Annotated in this window: 15 protein-coding genes and 1 pseudogene; 8 read left to right on the top strand and 8 right to left on the bottom strand. The window is 69.0% G+C overall.

All coding sequences use genetic code 11. The annotated features are described in order from the left end of the window. Positions 1-6: 6 nt before the first annotated feature. Positions 7-474 carry a tRNA (adenosine(37)-N6)-threonylcarbamoyltransferase complex ATPase subunit type 1 TsaE gene (tsaE, locus tag ACW9UL_RS02735; RefSeq protein ID WP_397495897.1) on the bottom strand — a complete coding sequence of 156 codons (468 nt, stop codon included), beginning with the start codon at positions 472-474 and terminating at the stop codon, positions 7-9. Continuing rightward, positions 462-1,961, bottom strand: a complete 1,500-nt coding sequence (locus tag ACW9UL_RS02730; RefSeq protein ID WP_457788776.1) for an NAD(P)H-hydrate dehydratase — start codon at positions 1,959-1,961, stop codon at positions 462-464. The genes tsaE and ACW9UL_RS02730 overlap by 13 nt, the downstream gene beginning before the upstream one ends. Positions 1,962-2,021: 60 nt before the next feature. On the opposite strand from ACW9UL_RS02730, the gene queG reads away from it, so the two are divergent. Beyond that, the gene (gene queG, locus ACW9UL_RS02725; protein WP_457788775.1) at positions 2,022-3,095 is read left to right on the top strand and encodes a tRNA epoxyqueuosine(34) reductase QueG; all 1,074 of its coding nucleotides are present in this window, start codon (positions 2,022-2,024) and stop codon (positions 3,093-3,095) included. A gap of 93 nt (positions 3,096-3,188) precedes the next feature. On the opposite strand, the gene orn is transcribed toward queG, so the two are convergent. Then, positions 3,189-3,731, bottom strand: a complete 543-nt coding sequence (orn, locus tag ACW9UL_RS02720; protein WP_021444983.1) for an oligoribonuclease — start codon at positions 3,729-3,731, stop codon at positions 3,189-3,191. Between the two features lie 31 nt (positions 3,732-3,762). After that, positions 3,763-4,554, bottom strand: a complete 792-nt coding sequence (locus tag ACW9UL_RS02715) for a class I SAM-dependent methyltransferase (protein WP_457788774.1) — start codon at positions 4,552-4,554, stop codon at positions 3,763-3,765. Between the two features lie 90 nt (positions 4,555-4,644). Between ACW9UL_RS02715 and rsgA the strand changes: the two genes are divergently transcribed. Next, positions 4,645-5,676 carry a small ribosomal subunit biogenesis GTPase RsgA gene (gene rsgA, locus ACW9UL_RS02710; RefSeq protein WP_021445441.1) on the top strand — a complete coding sequence of 344 codons (1,032 nt, stop codon included), beginning with the start codon at positions 4,645-4,647 and terminating at the stop codon, positions 5,674-5,676. Positions 5,677-5,714: 38 nt separating this feature from the next. Here rsgA and motB read toward each other — a convergent pair whose 3' ends face one another. Both motB and motA read right to left on the bottom strand, forming a co-directional pair. Then, positions 5,715-6,710 carry a flagellar motor protein MotB gene (gene motB / locus ACW9UL_RS02705; protein WP_457788773.1) on the bottom strand — a complete coding sequence of 332 codons (996 nt, stop codon included), beginning with the start codon at positions 6,708-6,710 and terminating at the stop codon, positions 5,715-5,717. Between the two features lie 3 nt (positions 6,711-6,713). Beyond that, positions 6,714-7,565, bottom strand: coding sequence for a flagellar motor stator protein MotA (motA, locus tag ACW9UL_RS02700; RefSeq protein ID WP_122109169.1), 852 nt, complete (start codon positions 7,563-7,565; stop codon positions 6,714-6,716). 117 nt (positions 7,566-7,682) lie between these two features. On the opposite strand from motA, the gene ACW9UL_RS02695 reads away from it, so the two are divergent. The 5 genes from ACW9UL_RS02695 (at position 7,683) to ACW9UL_RS02675 (ending at position 15,102) form a co-directional block, all read left to right on the top strand. Beyond that, the gene (locus ACW9UL_RS02695; RefSeq protein ID WP_457788772.1) at positions 7,683-9,206 is read left to right on the top strand and encodes an HDOD domain-containing protein; all 1,524 of its coding nucleotides are present in this window, start codon (positions 7,683-7,685) and stop codon (positions 9,204-9,206) included. Between the two features lie 44 nt (positions 9,207-9,250). Beyond that, entirely contained in the window at positions 9,251-10,066 is an 816-nt protein-coding gene (locus ACW9UL_RS02690) for a rhodanese-like domain-containing protein (protein WP_457788770.1), read from the top strand. A 67-nt stretch (positions 10,067-10,133) separates the two neighbouring features. Further along, positions 10,134-10,994 carry an archaetidylserine decarboxylase gene (gene asd / locus ACW9UL_RS02685; protein ID WP_457788769.1) on the top strand — a complete coding sequence of 287 codons (861 nt, stop codon included), beginning with the start codon at positions 10,134-10,136 and terminating at the stop codon, positions 10,992-10,994. A gap of 168 nt (positions 10,995-11,162) precedes the next feature. Beyond that, positions 11,163-12,968 carry a cyclic-di-GMP receptor FimW-related protein gene (locus tag ACW9UL_RS02680; protein WP_457788768.1) on the top strand — a complete coding sequence of 602 codons (1,806 nt, stop codon included), beginning with the start codon at positions 11,163-11,165 and terminating at the stop codon, positions 12,966-12,968. A 64-nt stretch (positions 12,969-13,032) separates the two neighbouring features. Beyond that, the gene (locus ACW9UL_RS02675; protein WP_457788767.1) at positions 13,033-15,102 is read left to right on the top strand and encodes an EAL domain-containing response regulator; all 2,070 of its coding nucleotides are present in this window, start codon (positions 13,033-13,035) and stop codon (positions 15,100-15,102) included. Between the two features lie 56 nt (positions 15,103-15,158). Here ACW9UL_RS02675 and serB read toward each other — a convergent pair whose 3' ends face one another. Continuing rightward, on the bottom strand, positions 15,159-16,373 hold the full coding sequence (serB, locus tag ACW9UL_RS02670; protein WP_397486616.1) for a phosphoserine phosphatase SerB: 1,215 nt from the start codon (positions 16,371-16,373) through the stop codon (positions 15,159-15,161). Positions 16,374-16,548: 175 nt separating this feature from the next. On the opposite strand from serB, the gene ACW9UL_RS02665 reads away from it, so the two are divergent. Further along, positions 16,549-18,090: an AhpA/YtjB family protein gene (locus ACW9UL_RS02665; protein ID WP_457788766.1), complete on the top strand. Its 1,542-nt coding sequence runs from the start codon at positions 16,549-16,551 to the stop codon at positions 18,088-18,090. On the opposite strand, the pseudogene ACW9UL_RS02660 reads toward ACW9UL_RS02665, so the two are convergent. Then, positions 18,085-19,040, bottom strand: a pseudogene (locus ACW9UL_RS02660) (metal ABC transporter ATPase); the annotation flags it as partial. The gene ACW9UL_RS02665 and the pseudogene ACW9UL_RS02660 overlap by 6 nt on opposite strands. Positions 19,041-19,125: the final 85 nt, after the last annotated feature.

Below are 19,125 nucleotides of genomic sequence, written 5' to 3'. Positions count from 1 at the left end.
ATCTATTTATGCTTGGCCTGCCAACAGTGCACACCAGGCTTGCCCGCGCGCCCCATGTGCCTGCAACAGCAGCGAACGGCCGCTCGCTTGCGGGCTAATGGTAATGTCCAGGTCGGGCTTTGGCAAAACGCCGGCGCCGCGCTCGGGCCATTCGATCAGGCACAGCGCATCGCCTTCGAAGTAATCGCGGATGCCGAGAAACTCCAGCTCCTCCGGGTCGACCAGGCGATACAGATCGAAATGGAAGGCGCGCACGGCGCCGATCTCGTAGGGTTCGACCAGGGTGAAGGTCGGGCTCTTGACCGCCCCGGTATGGCCCAGGCCGCGCAGCATGCCGCGCGACAGGGTGGTCTTGCCGGCGCCCAGATCGCCGTGCAGGTAGATGATGCCGGCACCGCCGCTGACCTCGGCGAGCCGCGCGCCGAGGGCCAGCATCGCCGCCTCGTCGGCGGCCTCGAGTCTCAATTCAGACAAGGACACAACTCCTCCAGTAACTGACGAATGGCAGGGGGCAGATCGCCGGCGGCCAGCCCGCGCCCCTGTTCGGCGAGCCGTTCGCCCGCCCGTGCATGCAGCCAGACCGCCAGGCAGGCCGCCTCGAACGGCGCCAGGCCCTGCGCCAGCAGCGCGCCGAGCAGACCGGCCAGGACGTCGCCGAGACCGGCGCCGGCCATCGCCGGGTGACCGCGGTCGCACAGCGCCAGGCGCCCGTCCGGCGCCGCGATCAGGCTGCCGGCGCCCTTGAGCACCACCACCAGCCCCAAACGCTGCGCCAGCGCCCGCGCCGCCGCCGGCCGATCCGCCTGCACCTCGGCCGTGCTCATCCCCAGCAGGCGCGCCGCCTCGCCCGGATGCGGGGTGAGCACACCCAGACGCGGCGCGGCGACCCGACCGGCGGCCAGCAGGTTGAGCGCATCGGCGTCCCACACCTGCGGCCGCTCGACGGCGGCGACAGCCGACAGCAGGCCATGCCCCCAGGCACCCTGGCCCAGCCCCGGGCCGACCACGCAGACATCGGCGCGCTCGAGCAGCGGCAGCAGCTGGTTGGCCGACAGCACGCCGGCACACATCACCTCCGGGCGGCGCACGAGCGCGGCGGCCACATGTTCCTCGCGGGTGGCCAGCGACACCAGCCCGGCGCCGGCGCGCAGCGCAGCGTCGGCGCCGAGCAGCGCGGCGCCGCCCATGCCCAGGTCGCCGCCGACCACCAGCAGGTGACCGAACTGGCCCTTGTGCGCCGTCGGCGCGCGCGGCGCCAGGCGTGGCAGGTTGGCCACATCCAGGCGCTGCGCCACGCTCGGCGCCTGTGCCAGCAGCTCGGCATCGCCCTGCAGGTCGTCGAACTGCAGCTCGCCGCACAGCTCCGGGCCGGCGCCGGTCAGCAGGCCCAGCTTGAGGCCGATAAAGGTCACCGTCAGCTCGGCGCGCACCGCCACGCCCAATGGCGCGCCGCTGTCGGCGTGCAGCCCGGAGGGAATGTCCACCGCCAGCACCGGCAGGCCGCTGGCACCCATCAGGCGGATGGCCTGGGCGTAAGGTTCGCGCACCGCGCCGGACAGCCCGGTGCCGAGCAAGGCGTCGACCAGCACGCCGGCCAGCGGCGCGCATTCGCTCCAGGGGCGGATCTCCACGCCGGCGGCCTGCGCCTCGGCATGGGCCTGCGCGGCATCGCCGCCCAGCGCCGCCGGCTCGCCCAGCGCCAGCACGCGCACGCGCCAGCCGGCGCGCCGGGCCAGCGCGGCGATCAGGTAACCGTCGCCGGCGTTGTTGCCGCGCCCGGCCAGCACAGTGATCTCACCGGCCTCCGGCCAGCGCCGGCGCAACGCACGCCAGGCGGCATGGGCGGCGCGCTGCATCAGCTCGAAGCCGGGGGTGCCGGCGGCGATCAGCCGGGTGTCCAGCGCGCGCACCTGTTCGGCACTGTGCAGAGTCAAGGGCAAGGGGGTAGGTGTCGGACGCATGGCTCGCTCGTGGCGGATGTCTGGCAGAATTATACCCACCTCCCCTGCGGTTGCCCTGCAATGTCCGTTTCCTCCCTCGATCTCCCCGCCCTCGCCCAGTCGATCAAGGACTGGAGCCGCGAGCTGGGCTTCCAGCAGGTGGGCATCGCCGGTGTCGAACTGGGCGAGCACGAAGCGCACCTCGAACGCTGGCTGGCCGCCGGCTACCAGGGCGAGATGGACTACATGGCCGCGCACGGCAGCAAACGCTCGCACCCGGAGCAACTGGTGCCGGGCACCCTGCGGGTCGTGTCACTGCGCATGGACTACCTGCCCGGCGATACGCAGATGGCCCAGCGCCTGACCGAGCCGGAGCGCGCCTACGTGTCGCGCTACGCCCTGGGCCGCGACTACCACAAGCTGATCCGCAAGCGCCTGCAGCAACTGGCCGAACGCATCCAGGCGGCGATAGGGCCGTTCGGCTACCGCGCCTTCGTCGACAGCGCGCCGGTGCTGGAAAAGGCCATCGCCGAACAGGCCGGCCTCGGCTGGATCGGCAAGAACACCCTGGTGCTCAACCGCAAGGCCGGTAGCTATTTCTTCCTCGGCGAACTGTTCGTCGACCTGCCGCTGCCGGTCGATGCGCCGCACGGCAGCGAGCACTGCGGACGCTGCAGCGCCTGCCTGGACATCTGCCCGACCGCCGCCTTCGTCGGCCCCTATGTGCTGGATGCGCGGCGCTGCATCTCCTATCTCACCATCGAGCTGAAGGGGTCGATTCCGGTCGAACTGCGTGAGCCCATCGGCAACCGGGTGTTCGGCTGCGACGACTGCCAGATCGTCTGTCCGTGGAACCGCTTCGCCCACCCCACCGCGCAGGGCGACTTCCAGCCGCGCCACGGCCTGGACAACGCCGGCCTGGCCGAGCTGTTCCTGTGGAGCGAAGAGGAGTTTCTGGCCCGCACCGAAGGCTCGCCGCTGCGCCGCGCCGGCTACGAGCGCTGGCTGCGCAACCTGGCGGTCGGCCTGGGCAATGCGCCCTCGACCATCCCGGTGCTGGAGGCATTGCAGGCGAGGCGCGAGCATCCGTCGGAACTGGTACGCGAGCATGTCGAGTGGGCGCTGGCGCGGCACCAGGACCGTGGGTTGGGTTGAGGCGCGCAGCGCCGTAGCCCAACGCGCCATCCCCGCAGCTGGACTGCGCTAGGCTCAGCGCCAGCCTGCCGGCGACAACCCCCTGCGCCCGGCTCAGACCTTGAGGAAATGCTCGCGGTAATGACGCAGCTCGGCGATGGACTCGCGGATATCGTCCAGCGCCTGGTGGGTGGCGGTCTTCTGGAAGCTGTCCCTGACCTGCGGCGCCCACATGCCGGCGAGAATCTTCAGGGTCGAGACGTCCAGATAGCGGTAGTGGAAGTAGGCTTCCAGATTGGGCATGTACTTGTAGAGGAAGCGCCGATCCTGACCGATGCTATTGCCGCAGATCGGCGATTTACCCTTGGGCACCCACTGCTCGAGGAAGGCGAGGGTCTGCGCCTCGGCCGCCGCGGTGTCGATGCGGCTCTCGCGCACGCGCTGGGTCAGGCCGCTCTGGCCGTGGGTGCGGGTGTTCCACTCGTCCATCGCGGCCAGCGCCGCGTCGCTCTGGTGGATGGCGATCACCGGGCCCTCGGCCAGCACGTTCAGTTCGCTGTCGGTGACGATGGTGGCCATCTCGATGATCACGTCCCGCTCCGGCTCCAGGCCGGTCATCTCCAGGTCGATCCAGATCAGGTTGTTGGGGTTCTGCATGGTGTGCGGCTCCTTGGCTCAGGCGGCAAGTCTAGCGGATTACGGCGCCGCCGATCTGCCACAGCAGCAACTGCGTCTGCCGCCCCTGGTTCAGTTCGCGCACGGCATTTGGGGCCACCCCGGGGATGGCGAAGCTGTTGCTGATCAACCAGCTGCCGGGCGCCATCTCCTCCCGCGCCTTGGCCCACAGGCGCGCCATCGGCACCGGCGAGAGGAAGCAGTAGACGACGTCGAACGGTGCCAACTCGGTACGCCACAGGCTCCCGTAGCGGATGCTGCAGTTGCCCTGCCCCAGGCAGCGCAGCCAGGCCAGGAGAAACAGCAGCGGCGCGCTCTCGACGCCGACGAAGCGTCCGCGCGGGAAGCGCCGCGCCAGGTGCAGCAGGGTGCCGGCGGTGCCGCAACCGAGGTCGACGAAACGCGGCGGCGCCTCGCGCGCCGCCAGCCAATCGCCCAGTTGCTGGCGCGCGCGCGTGCCGCTGTACCTCAGCGGCACGCGCTCGTGCAGGCTGTTCCAGTTGACCAGCAGCAGCAGGGCAAAGCCCAGCAGGTAGAGCCAGCCCGGCAGCGCCGCCTGCTGCAGCAGCCACAGCGCCGGCAGGAAGGCCAGGTTGATCCCCAGCCACCAGCGCGACAACCCCAGGCGCCAGCCGATGGCCGCCGCCAGCGCCCCCTGCGCCAGCGCCGCCAGCCACAGCGGCAGGCGCAGCGACGACAGCAGCGCCAGCCCGTAGACCGCCGCCAGCAGCAGGACGACGGCCAGCCCCTGGGCCAGCATTACCCGGCGCCACGGCCGCTGCAGCGCCCCTTCGCGTTCGTCCATCCCGCCCCCTGAAGGTCAAATCGAGGCCGCGGTGCCCATGCTAAACTCGCGCGGCTTGTTTCCCGGCAACTCTACCCACTCGGAATCCCCATGGCCAAACGCCAACTCAACCGCCGCCAGAGCTGGCGCATCGAAAAGATCCAGGGCGAACGCGCGGCCCGCGCCGCCAAGCGCGAATCGCGCGCCGTCGAGGCCCTGGAAGGCGGCGACCTGGGCCCGGAGCAGACCGGCCTGGTGATCGCCCACTTCGGCGTACAGGTGGAGATCGAGGCGCTGCAGGGCGAGCTGGCTGGCCAGACCTTCCGCTGCCACCTGCGCGCCAACCTGCCAGCGCTGGTCACCGGCGACCAGGTGGTGTGGCGCGCCGGCAACCAGGGCGACGGCGTGATAGTCGCCCAGCTGCCGCGGCGCAGCGAGCTGTGCCGGCCGGACATGCGCGGCGCGCTCAAGCCGGTGGCGGCCAACGTCGACCAGATCGTCATCGTCTTCGCCCCGCTGCCCGAGCCGCACGCCAACCTGATCGACCGCTACCTGGTGGCCGCCGAGCATGCCGGCATCCGCCCGCTGCTGCTGCTGAACAAGGCCGACCTGATCGACACCAAGAACGAGGTGGCGCTTAACGCGCTGCTCGGCGTCTACCGCCAGCTCGGCTACCCGCTGCTGGAGGTCTCGGCTCATCAGGGCGACGGCATGGAGCAGCTGAAGAAGCGCCTGGACGGCCACGTCAGCGTGTTCGTCGGCCAGTCAGGGGTGGGCAAGTCGTCGCTGGTCAACAGCCTGCTGCCCGGGGTCGATACCCGCGTCGGCGCGCTGTCGGAGCTGACCGGCAAGGGCACCCACACCACCACCACCGCGCGGCTGTTCCACTTTCCCGGCGGCGGCCAGCTGATCGACTCGCCCGGCATCCGCGAATTCGGTCTCGGCCACGTCAGCAGGGATGACGTGGAAGCCGGCTTTATCGAATTCCACGACTTGCTCGGGCGCTGCCGCTTCCGCGACTGCAAGCACGACCGCGAGCCGGGTTGCGCGCTGCTCCTGGCCCTGGAGGAAGGGCGCATCCAGCCGCAGCGCATGGCCAGCTACCGGCATATCCTCGCCAGCCTGCCCGAAGACGAGTATTGAGCGGCGCCGACCTGCGCCAGTAAGCGGGAGGCCGAGGCCTACTGGTCGACCGGCCGATCGAACTGCAGCGCGCCGTCCTCGAAGATGTTCAAGCGCTCGCGCACCTGCTCGCCCGGCAGCGGCTCGTCGGTCGCGCCGGGCGCCGCCGGTGCGGCCTCGGCAGGTGCCGGCGGCGCTTCGTCGCTGCCCTGCTCACCCTCGATGGCGCGCTGCGCCTTCTTGGTCAGCACGATGATGTCGATGCGCCGGTTGACCGGATTGAAGGGGTCGTCGCGGTCGAACAGGGCCGAAGAGGCGTAACCGACCACCCGCGCCACCTGCTCGTCGGCATAGCCGCCGGCGATCAGGGTGCGCCGCGCAGCGTTGGCGCGATTGGCCGACAGCTCCCAGTTGCCGAAATCGCCGCGACCGACGAAGGGTTTGGCGTCGGTGTGGCCGCTGACGCTGATCTTGTTCGGCACCGCGCGAATGGTGTCGGCCATGGCCAGCAGGATGTCCTCGAAATAGGGCTGCAGCTCGGCGCTGCCGAGGGCGAACATCGGCCGGTTCTCGGCGTCCATGATCTGGATGCGCAGGCCGTCCTGGGTGATCTCGAACAGGATCTGGTCCTTGAAGCGCTGCAGCTCGGGGTTCTCGTCTACCTTGTTCTGCAGTTCCTGCAGCAGCAGCTCCAGGCGCTCGCGCTCCAGCTTGTCGGCCAGGGTCTCGACCTGGTCGGCGTCGATCTCCACGTCCTGGCTGTCGGGCTGATCCTGGATTTCCGGATTGAGGGTGCGATCCGGCGCCGGCGTCGGCGTGCCGCCGAGATCGATGGCGTGCGGGCTGGCGCTCTCGGTGAAGCCGATGGGGTCCTGGAAGTAACCGGAAATGGCCTTCTTCTGCTCCGGGGTGGCCGAGGACATCAACCACATCACCAGGAAGAACGCCATCATGGCCGTGGCGAAGTCGGCGAAGGCGATCTTCCAGGCGCCGCCGTGGTGCCCGCCGGCGCGCTTCTTGCCGCGTTTGACGATGATCGGCTGGTTGTTTTCCATGGCTTAGTTGCCGCGCATGGCCTGTTCGAGCTCGGTGAAGCTCGGCCGGTGCGCCGGGAACAGCACCTTGCGGCCGAACTCCACCGCCAGGCTCGGCGGCATGCCCGAGGCCGAGGCCACCAGGGTCGCCTTGATCGCCTCGTAAAGGTTGACCTCCTCCTTGGCGTCGTGCTCCAGCGCCACCGACAGCGGGCCGAAAAAGCCATAGGAGGCGAGGATGCCGAGGAAGGTGCCGACCAGCGCGGTAGCGACCTTCTCGCCAATCTGCGCGTTGTCCGCCTCGGCGAGGATCGACATGGTGATGACGATGCCCAGCACCGCGGCGACGATACCCATGGCCGGCAGGCCGTCGGCGACCTTGGCCACCGCATGGGCGGGGTGCTCCACATCCTCCTTGAGGCTGGCCAGTTCCATGTCGAACAGGCCCTCCAGCTCGTGCGGGGCCATGTTGCCGGAGGACATGATGCGCAGGTAGTCGCAGATGAAGGCGGTCATCCGCGCGTCCTTGAGCACACCTGGGTACTTGCTGAAGATCGGGCTGGCGTTGGGGTCCTCGATGTCCGCCTCGATGGCCATCATGCCTTCGCGGCGGCTCTTGTTGAGGATCTCGTAGAGCAGCTTGAGCACTTCCAGGTAATAGGTGTGGGTGAAGCGGGTGCCGAACATGCTCACCGACTTCTTGAATACCGTCATGAACATGCTGCCCGGGTTGGCCTGGAGGAAGCCGCCCAGCGCCGCACCACCGATGATCAGCACTTCGTAGGGATGAACGAGCGCCATGAACTGCCCGCCGGACAGGACGAAGCCGCCGAAGACGCAGCCCAGAACCACGATGATGCCGATGATTTTTGCCATAGAAGAGTGCTTGCAGAGCCAAGAGAGAGGGTTATTAAAAACAACCCTTCTAATTATCGGAACTTATACGCCAGACTATAGCCAGTTAAGGTCAAAAGCCAGTTCGGCTCAACTCACATGTCGACGCCAAAGCCCCTGCCACGCACCCTCGACGCCTGGCTGCACCAGCTGGCCAAGCTGCCCCTGCCGATCGAGCAGGAGCAGCATGCACGCCTGCGGCGCACCCTCGGCGACGGGCGTCGCACCTGGGGCGAGATCGCCGAGGCGATCGAACTCAGCCCGACCTTTGCCCTGCAGGTGCTGCGCGAGGCCAACCAGGCCGGCGGCACCCTCAGCGACCCGGCCGACAGCCTGGAGACGGCGCTGGCCCGCCTCGGCCTGAAGCGCTGCGAAACCCTGCTCAACCAGGCCCCCGCCCTGCCGGCAGGGGAAATCCCGCTGGCCCTGCGCCAACTCCTGCTGATCAGCCAGCATGCCAGCCAACAGGCGCGCGGCCTGTTCGGCGCACGTCTGGCGCGCCTGTGGAACGAACTGCATGGCTGCAGCCTGCTGTTTCTCGCCCCGCTCTGGCCGCTGCTATGTGCCCATCCGCAGCTGTTCGAGGCCTGGGAGCAGCGCGTCCTGGTCAAGGGCAAGCGGCCGACCAAGGTGGAGCAGGAGCTGCTCGGCGTACCGCTGCTGCAGCTGTGCCTGCAACTGGCCGAACGCTGGCGCCTGCCGGAGTGGATAGTGCAGGGCTACCGCCTGCTGGAGCGCGACCGCCGCCTGCTGGTCAAGGCGCTGCATATCGCCCGCGACAACCAGCACCCGCTGCACCAGCAGCAGTTGCTTGATGCCGACATCCCCTTGCGCCGCTGGCTGACCCAGCCGAGCAACTGCGTGCTGCTGGCCAACGGCCTGGCGCTGTCGGCGCACCAGGCCTGGAACGCCCCGCACAGCCTGCGCTGGCAGCGCCTGACCGGGCTCTACCTGCAGCTGCCGCTGGCCGAGGTGCAGCAGGAAGTGCACCGACACGCGGTGAGCAGCGCCCGCCTGAACCACGACGCCCAGCCCTGGCACCCGGCCCAGGCCCTGCTCTGGCCCTGGGACGCCCGTCGCCTCAACCCGTCACGCAGCCCGGCGCCGGCGCCCAGAAGCGACGCCCTCGACGCCTGGCGCCAGCACTGCGCCCGCCTGCTGGCTGAGCCCAGCGCCTTCGCCAACGTCCTGCAGCTGACCGCCTGCGCCCGCGACGCCGTGCAAGCCTGCGGCCTGAACCGGGTACTGCTGCTACTCGCCGATCGTCAGCACAGCCGCCTGCAGGCCCAGCAGCAGGCGGGGCTGGAGCCGGGCGCCAGCGCCCTGAGCCTGGACCCGGCGCACAGCCAGGTGCTGCGCCGGCTGCTCGCCGAACCCGGTCAGCTGCGCCTGAGCCCGGCCAATATCGCCCAGTTCTCCGCCCTGCTGCCGGGCAGCCTGAAGGCGCTGTTCCCCGGCGAACACCTGCTGCTGCGCTCGCTGGCCAGCAATGGCCGGGTGGTCATGCTGCTGGTCGCCGACCAGGGCGGCCAGCCGTTCAACGAGCTCGGCCTGCAGGCCTTCGGTAAAACCGTGCAATGCATCGAGCGCGCCCTGGCCAGCTTCGCCAGGCGCGGGCGCTAGCCCTTTCCGCTACAATCGGCCTCTTTTCATTCGAGGAGGCCTCCATGTCCGCCTTCGCCAACCTGCCCCTGGTGATCGAGCCCGCCGAGCTGGCCAGCCGCCTGGACGCCGCCGAGCTGATCCTGGTCGACCTCAGCGGCGCGGCGCGCTATGCCGCCGGGCATATCCCCGGCGCGCGCTGGGTCGACAGCAAGCGCACCCAGCTGGGCCGCCCGCCCGCCCCCGGCCTGATCCCGCCACAGGCGCAGCTCGAAGCGCTGTTCGCCGAACTGGGCCATCGTCCGGACGCCACCTACGTGGTCTACGACGACGAGGGCGGCCCCTGGGCCGGGCGCTTCATCTGGCTGCTCGACGTGATCGGCCACAGCCGCTACCACTTCCTCAATGGCGGCCTGCAGGCCTGGATCGGCGAGGGCCGCGCACTGAGCCAGGACAGCCCGCCGGCGCAGCACACGCCGGTGGCGCTGACCCTGCACGACGAGCCGACGGCCAGCCGTGACTATGTGCAGGCGCGCCTGGGCGCCGCCGACCTGGCGATCTGGGACGCCCGCGGCGCGGACGAATACCGTGGCGAGAAACTCAGCTCGGCGCGCGGCGGCCATATCCCCGGTGCGGTCAACTTCGAGTGGACCGCCGGCATGGATCCGCAGCGCGGCCTGCGCATCCGCGACGACATCGCCGAAGTGCTGCAGGATCTGGGCATCACCCCCGACAAGGAAGTGATCACCCACTGCCAGACCCACCGCCGCTCCGGCTTCACCTACGTGGTGGCCAAGGCGCTGGGCTATCCGCGGGTCAAGGCCTACGCCGGCTCCTGGGCCGAGTGGGGCAACCTGCCCGATACCCCGATCGAGCGCTGAACCCGGCCCCAATCAGCTGCACGCGCCGGCTGCCTCAGCACCGGCTCCGAACCCTCAAGGACACACGATGAAACAACGCCTGTTTATCCTCAGCCAGTACCTGCTGCCCCACCACCTGCTGTCGCGGCTGATCGGCTGCGTCGCCGAATGCCGCATCGGCTGGCTGAAGAACCCGCTGATCACCTGGTTCGCCAAGCGCTACCAGGTGAACATGAGCGAGGCCCGGGTCGAGGACCTGCGCACCTACGAGCACTTCAACGCCTTCTTCACCCGCGCCCTGAAGGACGGCGCTCGCCCGCTGGACGAGACCCCCGGCGCGATCCTCTGCCCGGCCGACGGCGCCATCAGCCAGCTCGGCGCCATCGAGCACGGCCGCCTGTTCCAGGCCAAGGGCCACAGCTTCAGCGCCGTCGAACTGCTCGGCGGCGACGCCGAGCGCGCCGCGCCCTTCATGGGCGGCCAGTTCGCCACCGTGTACCTGTCGCCCAAGGACTACCACCGCGTGCATATGCCGCTGGCGGGGACCCTGCGCGAGATGGTCTATGTGCCGGGGCGACTGTTCTCGGTCAACCAGACCACCGCGGAGAACGTGCCCGAGCTGTTCGCCCGCAACGAGCGGGTGGTCTGCCTGTTCGACACCGAGCGCGGGCCGATGGCCGTGGTGCTGGTCGGCGCGATGATAGTCGCCAGCGTCGAGACGGTCTGGGCCGGCCTGGTCACCCCGCCCAAGCGCGAGCTGAAAAGCACCCGTTACGACGCCGCCGCGCGCGCACCGATCGAACTGGCCAAGGGCGCCGAACTCGGTCGCTTCAAGCTGGGCTCCACCGCCATCGTGCTGTTCGGCCCGCAGCAGGTGCAGTGGGCCACCGAACTGGGCGCCGGCAGTGCCGTGCGCATGGGCCAGTTGCTGGGCCACGCCGAGGCCTGAGCGACGCCGCGGCACTGAACCCGGTCGCAGACCGCCTGGTCATAGTTGCGTACTCTGGCACGGCCGCCCGTCCCCGGGATGGGCTGCGACCGCGGCGAGATGCTGCTAGAGTTCGAAAGACTATTACGAGAGCCGCTAGCTTTTGCGTGGCCGGAGTATCCGAGTTTGATGGATAAACAGAGTCCCCACCTACTGCTGTTGCGTGTCCCCACCCCGAGCAAGCCCAGCCTGAGCTTCTGCGACGGCAGTCCTCGTGACCTCAAGCGCTGGCTCGCCGGCCTGCCCAAGGCCAACATCGGTGAAACCGCGCGCCAGCTGTACCAGAGCCTGGTGGAACTCAACCAATTCCTCACTCCCTCGGAAAACCGCCTGCAACTGCTGGAGCTGCTGCGCCCGGAAGTGCACTTCGTCTGCCAGCACCTGGAACGCCACTTCCTCAACCAGGCCATCGTCCTCGACGAGCGCCCGCGCAAGGTCGCCAACCTGTGCCAGGCGCTGCAGAACCACCTGGCCGTCGGCTACAAGCTGATCATCTCGCGGGTCATGGCGCGCAGCGGCAAGGAGCGCGACCAGTTGCTCGCCGTTGCCCTGCAGCGCGCCAGCCACAGCCTGTGCAGCCCGCTGATCCGCGCGAGTCAGCTGTACTGCCCGGTGCCCGAAGGCCTGTGGCTGGAACTGCACCAGCTGTATCAGATCGCCAGCAAGCAGCGCCTGCAGCGCCAGGCGACCCGCGATCCGCTGGCGCGCCACTCGCCCGGCCTGAGCACCGAGCAGTGCTACCTGACCGCCCTGCTGCTCGGCTGCGCGCGCACCAACCAGATGCGCCAGAACGGCATCGCCCGCCTGGCCGAAGCGCTGGAGCCCTGGAGCACCCTGGTCAGCCTGCAGGCCGGCGACCTGCCGAGCAGCCTGTTCGTCCTCGCCCCGCAGGTGGACGGCCCGCCGCGCTACAAGTCGCTGTACCCCGACAACGAACTGCACAACCTGCTGGGCATCGACCCGCAGCCGCTGGTGGACGCGATCAAGGAATACCTGCTGCTGCCCGAGGAGGACCGGCCCAGATCGCGCCTGCCGGTGCCCGAAGGCATGAGCCTGGACCTGCTGCAACACGTTTGCGCCGCCTGGGGCGACATCGCCGAGCGCACCTTCCAGCGCACCAGCGGCCACGGCAACCTGACCCTATGCATCGGCATGAGCGCCCTGCACTTCTTCCTCGCCGGCGAACAGTCCTTCGGCGACGTGCTCAAGCGCCCCAGCGAGACCGGCGCCGCGGTGTTCAAGCCCTCGACCGGCGCGCCGGACGTCTGGGCCAACGCCTTCGACGCGCAGCGCAGCGGCGGCGGCGAGTTCCACTTCGAGGAGATCCAGTACAGCAAGGTCAGCGCGAGCGAGCAGCCCGTCGAGCCGCAAAGCAGCGGCGAAAGCTATCCCACCTACCCGTTGGCCATCGTCAACCACAGCCCCGGCGGCTACTGCCTGTCCTGGCCCAAGGAGGTGCCCGCCCAGCTGCAGGCCGGCGAACTGCTCGGCGTGCAGGACAGCCCCAGCCAGGGCTGGAGCGTGGCCATCGTGCGCTGGATCCGCCAGGTGCGCGGCGGCGGCACGCAGATGGGCATCGAGCTGATCGCTCCGCATGCCCGCTCCTGCGGCCTGCAGCTGGTGCGCAAGGCCGAGCAGAACAGCCAGTACCTGCGCGCCCTGCTGCTGCCGGAGATCAGCGCCATCTCGCGCCCGGCCAGCCTGATCACGCCGCGCCTGCCGTTCCAGGAAGGCAGCAAGGTGCTGATCAACGACCACGGCGAGGAGCACCGCGCGGTGCTGACCCGCAAACAGGTCAGCACCGGCAGCTTCAACCAGTTCGAGTATCACCGCGTCGGTGCCGAAGAAGGCACCGCCGGGAAGCCGGTCACAGCCTCGCAAAGCCAGAAGCCGGCCGGGGAGGAAGATTTTGACTCACTCTGGAAGTCGCTGTAGGCTGCGGCCCACTCACCATTTGTCGCCTTTTCGCGCCCGTTCGGCGCGGTATTGACCCCATCCTATGGCCATCGAAAAGAAAACCATCCGCCTGCTGATTCTCGAGGATTCGCAGAACGAGGCCGAGCGCCTGGTCAGTCTGTTCCGCAATGCCGGACACGCCACCCGCGTGCACCGCCTCAGCTCCAGCGACGACCTCGCCGAGACCCTGCAACAGACCTGGGATCTGCTGATCTGCGCGCCGAGCAGCGAACAACTCGACCCCGGCGAGGCGATAGGCGCCATTCGCCGCCAGGCCAAGGACATCCCGGTGCTGCAGCTGGTCGAGGGCAACGATTCCGAAGCCATCACCGAGGCGCTGCTGTTCGGCGCGCAGGACGCCCTGCCGCAGGGCGAGGACGAGCGCCTGGTGCTGGTGGCCAAGCGCGAGCTGGCCAACCTCGAGGAACGCCGCGCCCGCCGCGCCGCCGAAGTGGCCCTGCGCGAGGCGGAGAAACGCTGTCAGTTGCTGCTGGAAAGCTCGGTGGACGCCATCACCTACGTCCACGACGGCATGCACATCTACGCCAACCGCGCCTACCTGGAGCTGTTCAAGTACGAGGACGGCGAAGAACTGGAAGGCATGCCGATGATCGACCTGATCGCCAGTGCCGATCAGGGCGCGTTCAAGGACTTCCTGAAGAACTACCAGAGCGCCGAGGGCAATGCCGAGCTGGCCTGTCAGGGCGTGCGCGCCGACGGCAGCAGCTTCGCCGCGCAGATGAGCTTTTCCCCCGCCACCTACGACGGCGAGCCGTGCATCCAGGTGGTGATCCGCGCCGAGACCTCCAACGCCGAGCTGGAGGAGAAACTGCGCGAGATCAGCAGCCAGGACCTGGTCACCGGCCTGTTCAACCGCAACCATTTCCTCGAGCTGATGGACGCCGCCGCCGAGCGCGCAGTCAACGCCGGGCAGCCGTCCGCCCTGGCCTATATCCGCGTCGACCGCTACGCCGGCCTGCAGGGGGAGATCGGCCTGGCCGGCATCGACCTGCTGCTCACCGACCTGACCGGCCTGCTGCGCGCGCACTTCGCCGCCGACACCCAGCTGGCGCGCTTCGGCGACGACGTGTTCGCCGCCCTGCTGCCGGGGCAGACGCCCGAACAGTGCGAGGACAGCCTCGCCGCGCTGCTGAAGAAGGTCGAAGGGCACATGTTCGACGTCAACGGCCGCACGGTGCAGACCAGCCTGTCGATCGGCGTCGCCGGCCTCAGCGAGAAGACCGCCAAGGCCCAGGCAGTCATCGACCGCGCCCACCGCTGCGCCGACGAGCTGGCCGAGGGCAATGCGCTGAAGCTGTTCAACCCGGCCGACGAACTGGCCGCCGCGGCCAACCGCGGCAACCTGCTGGCGATGGTGCAGCAGGCGCTGGAGAACAACAGCTTCCGCCTGCTGTTCCAGCCGATCATCAGCCTGCGCGGCGACGCCCACGAGCACTACGAGGTGCTGCTGCGTCTGCTCAGCCCGCAGGGCGAGGAAGTGCCGCCGACCGAGTTTCTCGCCGCCGCCAAGGATGCCGGCCTGGGCGAGAAGATCGATCGCTGGGTGGTCCTCAACTCGATCAAGCTGCTCGCCGACCACCGCGCCAAGGGCCACAACACCCGCCTGTTCGTCCACCTGTCCAGCGCCAGCCTGCAGGACCAGACCCTGCTGCCCTGGCTCAGCGTGGCGCTCAAGGCGGCGCGCCTGCCGTCCGACGCGCTGGTGTTCCAGTTCAGCGAACCGGATGCCATCGCCTACCTGAAACAGGCCAAGGCGCTGACCCAGGGTCTGGCCGAGTTGCACTGCAAGGTGGCGCTGAGCCAGTTCGGCTGCGCGCTCAACCCCTTCAACACGCTCAAGCACCTGCAGGTGGACTTCGTCAAGATCGACGGCTCCTTCTCCCAGGAGCTGGGCAACGCCGACAACCAGGAAGCGCTGAAGACCCTGCTCAGCAGCCTGCACGCCCAGGCCAAGCTGACCATAGTGCCCTTCGTCGAGAGCGCCAGCGTGCTGGCGACCCTCTGGCAGGCCGGGGTCAACTTCATCCAGGGCTACTACCTGCAGGGGCCGAGCCAGTCGATGGACTACGACTTCTCCGCCGGCGACGAGTAACCCGCGCCGCAACGAAAAAGCCGCCTCGAAGGGCGGCTTTTTTCTGGGCGACGCTATTACTCCTGGCCTTCGCGGTCGCGAAAGCCGAGCAGGTAGAGGATGCCGTCCAGGCCCAGGGTGGAGATCGCCTGCTTGGCCGACTGCTTGACCAACGGCTTGGCGCGAAAGGCCACGCCGAGACCGGCCAGGCCGAGCATCGGCAGGTCGTTGGCGCCGTCGCCGACAGCGATGGTCTGCTCCAGCTGCAGGCCTTCGCGCTCGGCCAGCTGACGCAGCAGGTCGGCCTTGCGCTGGGCGTCGACTATGGGCTCCACCGCCACGCCAGTGACCTTGCCGTCTTCGATCTGCAGCTCGTTGGCGAACACGTAGTCGATGCCCAGCTTGGCCTGCAGCTGCTTGGCGAAGTAGGTGAAACCGCCGGAGAGGATGGCAGTCTTATAGCCCAGGCGCTTGAGTTCGGCGAACAGCGTCTCGGCGCCCTCGGTCAGGCGCAGCGAGGCGCCGATTTCCTCCAGCACGTCCTCGGACAGCCCCTTGAGCAGGCCCAGGCGCTCCCTGAAGCTGGCGGCGAAATCCAGCTCGCCGCGCATGGCCCGCTCGGTGATCTCGGCCACCTGCTCGCCGACGCCGGCGGCCTTGGCCAGCTCGTCGATCACCTCGGCCTCGATCAGCGTCGAATCCATGTCAAAGACCGCCAGGCGGCGATTGCGGCGGAACACCGAGTCGCGCTGGAAGGCGATGTCGACGTTGAGTTCCTGCGCCACGCTGAGGAACTCGGCACGCAGCGCCGCCGGGTCGGCCGGCTCGCCGCGCACCGAGAACTCGATGCAGCCCTTGCCCTGCTCGGCCGGCATGTCCAGCGGCATGCGCCCGGACAGGCGGTCGATATGGTCGATATTCAGGCCGTACTTGGCGGTGATGGCGCTGACCCGCTGCAGCTGCTCGGCAGTGACCTTGCGCGTCAGCAGGGTGACGATATGCCGGGCCTTGCCCTGGCCGCCCACCCACTGCCGGTAATCCTCCTCCGAGACCGGGGTGAAGCGCACCTGCTGATCCAGCTCGTAGCCGGTGAACAACACTTCCTTGAGCACCGACTGGGCGCGGGCGTTGTCGGGTATCTCGATGAGGATGCCGAACGACAGGGTGTCGTGGATCACCGCCTGGCCGATGTCGAGGATATTCACCCCGCCCTGGGCCAGCACGCCGGTGATGGCGGCGGTAAGACCGGGGCGGTCTTCACCGGTGATGTTGATCAGGACGATTTCGCGCAAGGCGCACCCTCCGGGGCAGACGATTGAGAGGCATGAGGCGGCGAACGACCGCCAGGCCGAGGAAAAGGCGCACATTCTACCCAGTTCCGCGCCGGACGGGCACGCTCGCCGCTTTGCCCGCCACAGGGCGACCGCTATACTGCGCGGCAACTTCAGTCGACAAGAGCCGTGCTCTGTGAACCGGCCCGCGCCCGTCAAACCCGATAATTTCTTCCTGCTGATCTTCCACGCCCTGCGCCAGCGGCGCGTGCCCCTGGTCCTGCGCATTGCCAGCCACAGCCTGCTGCTGGTGGCGCTGGCCATGCTGATCTACGCCTGGGTCATGGGCATGCAGTTCAAGCAGGCCATGCAGCAGCAGGCCGACGCCCTCGGCCAGAGCCTGATCACCCAGACCGCCAGCTCGGCCACCGAACTGCTGGTGTCCAACGACATCCTCAGCCTCAACGTGCTGCTGAACAACCTGGCGAAGAACCCGCTGGTGGCCCACGCCGCCATCTACAGCGTGGACAACCGCATCCTCGCCGAGGCCGGCGCACGGCCGACGCGCAGCGTGCTGGGCGAGAGCGAAGGGCTGTACTCCACGCCCATCACCTTCCAGGAGGTGATCGCCGGGCAGTTGCGCATCAGCCTGGACATGCGCCAGTTCCAGCAGCCGATGACCATCAGCCTGCAGAGCATGGGCATTCTCAGCCTGATCCTGCTGGCCCTGACCCTGTCGCTGAGCATGCGCCTGGGCCGGCATATCTCCACCCCGCTGCTGCAGCTGCGCCTGTGGCTGCGCGACCCGGACGACCCCGCCCCCGGCGCCGGGCGCAACGACGAGATCGGCGACCTGGCGCGCCAGCTGCAGTCCCGTCTGGTGCCGGAAAAACCGGAACCCGAGCCGGAATTCGACGACGAACCCGCTTTCGCCGACAGCGACGCCTACCCGGACGAACAGGACGACAGCGCCTTCGCCGAGCTGGACGACGAGGTGCCGGTCGTCGACGAGCGCGTCTTCGCCGAGCACGAACCTGGCGATGACCGCGACCAGCCGCTCAAGCCCTGGCCCGAGTCGATAGCGCCGGACGATCCCTTCGCCGAACTGAGCGACGAGCCCGAGGCACCCGCTGCTGCGGCGGCGGCACCGGCGCCGAGCCAAACCCAGGCCAGCGCGGTGCTGGCCATCCAGCTCGGCGCCCAGGAGCAGCTGCGGCGCCTGCCGCGCACGCGCCTGCTGGACCTGCTGGAACGCTATCGCGGCTGCCTGGAGCAGGCCGCCGCGCTCTATCAGGGCCAGCTGCACACGCTCAAGGACGGCAGCAGCCTGATGCTGTTCCACGAACAGGAATGCGGCGAGGACTACCTGACCCACGCCATCTGCTGCGGCGAGCTGATGCGCGCCCTCGGCCACGCCCTGCAGATCGAGGTGGCCGACAGCGGCATCACCCTGCAACTGCAGCTGGGCCTGACCCTGGGCAGCGACCTGGACGGCCTCGGCCAGGCCGAGCTGCTGCTTAGCGACAGCGCCCTGGACGCCCTGGCGCTGTCGCAGCACAGCCGCAATCTGCTGCTGGTGGAACAGCGGGTGGCGCAGGATGGCCTGGCGCGTCAGCGCGCACGCATCCGCCCGATCGCCAGCCCGGAGGGCGCCAGCTGTGTCGAGCGCCTGCTCGACCCCTACCCGGCGCTGCTGGAACGCCAGCTGACGCGCATGCACGAAAGCCGGGCGCACTGACGCCCGGTCACGGCTCAGGCCTGGTGCACGGCGCCCGCCTAGGACACGCCGAGCAGCGCGCGCCGCGGCGGCGTTGGCGCGCCACAGCGCTGCAGCCAATCCTTCCAGCGAATCCGCTCGTCGCGCACCAGCCAGCCGTCCTGCTCGGCGAAACTCTCCGACAGCCACAGGCCGCGGGTGCTGGCCGGCCGCAGTTCGCCCTTGCTCAGGGTGAACAGCTCGCCGCTGGGCAGGCCCTGCTGCAGGGCCAGCAGGTAGAGGTCCGGCCGGCGCCGTTCCAGGCGCGCGACCAGACGTCCATCCTCCAGGCATTCGTCGACATGGAACAGGCTCAATTGGCGCACGTCGCGCGGCAGCTCCAGGCTCAGGTCGTAGACCAGCTGCAGCGAGGCGGTGGGCAGGTGCACGTAGGCACGCGGGCGCTCCAGCAGGGTCAGGTTGCCGCACTGCACCGGGCGCGCCGCGCCGGACAGCGGGCTGAGGCGGAAGTGGCTGGCCTCGCGGTAGCGCAGGGCGCCCTGGTAGGGCGTCGGCAGCCAGGTATCGCCGAAGCGCCCGGCCAGCCAGCCGTCGGCCGTCTCCAGCAGGCATTCCTCGGCCACTTCCTGGATGGCGGTGAGCAGCGGCAGGTTCAGTTCGTGGGCCGGCACATAGCCGGAGATCAGCTTGAGCACGGTGTCGCCGCGATCCGGACGACGCTGGCGCACCAGCAGCCAATAGTCGCGGCCGTGCAGGCGCAGGGTCAGGCGCACCGAGACACCGAGGTTGGCCAGCTCCGCGGCGAAGCGCCAGCTGTCCGCCACCTGCAGCGGCCGGCGCCGCTCGAGCATCTGACGGAAGTTCAGCGGCTGGCCCAGGCTCTGGTAACTCAGGCCCTCGGGCCCGGCCTCGACGAACAGCGGCAGGGTCTTGAAGGTGCTCGGGTCCTTGCGGATCAGCGTACGCGGCATCTCGACTCCTCGTTCCTGCTGGGCGTGCAGCCGGCGCGGCAGACAGCCTGCCCGGCGGACGCAGGGTGGTCAGGGTGAAGCGCAA

Source organism: Pseudomonas sp. PL-6, from assembly GCF_054110165.1.
Note: the sequence above shows the minus strand (reverse complement) of the source record. Positions and strands in the feature narration are given on the sequence as shown.